This window comes from Caulobacter sp. S45 (assembly GCF_009765965.1).
In the GTDB taxonomy this organism is placed as follows: domain Bacteria; phylum Pseudomonadota; class Alphaproteobacteria; order Caulobacterales; family Caulobacteraceae; genus CAHJWH01.
This window is the reverse complement of the sequence record NZ_LMUL01000010.1, coordinates 193,415-193,690: the sequence shown is the minus strand read 5'-3', so window position 1 is coordinate 193,690 and position 276 is coordinate 193,415. Positions and strand designations below refer to the sequence as shown.

At 71.7% G+C, this 276-nt stretch carries 1 protein-coding gene; it reads right to left on the bottom strand.

Going from position 1 to position 276, the window contains the following annotated elements; all coding sequences use genetic code 11:
• Positions 1–53: 53 nt before the first annotated feature.
• On the bottom strand, positions 54–276 hold a 223-nt coding region (locus GSQ87_RS05310), incomplete at its 5' end, for a hypothetical protein (protein WP_158914004.1).

Sequence of the window (276 nt, the reverse complement as noted above, 5' to 3'; positions counted from 1 at the left end):
CGTGCTTCGAGACGCGGCTGGCGCCGCTCCTCAGCATGACGAAGGTGGGAAGGTCAGGCCTCCTGCTTCAACCGCCGCTGGACGGTGGCGGGGTCGACCTCCAGTTCTTCGGCGGCCTCCTCGACGGTGAGTTCGCCGTCCTCGATGCGGTGGCGGATGTCGGACCAGTCGTCGTCGGAGATGGCGCGGCGGCGGCCCTTGGGCGCGGGTTCGGCCGCCTGCTCGGTCTTGCGGGCCTGGCGGACGTCGAGCTGGAAGCGGGCCAGCAGGGCGAGC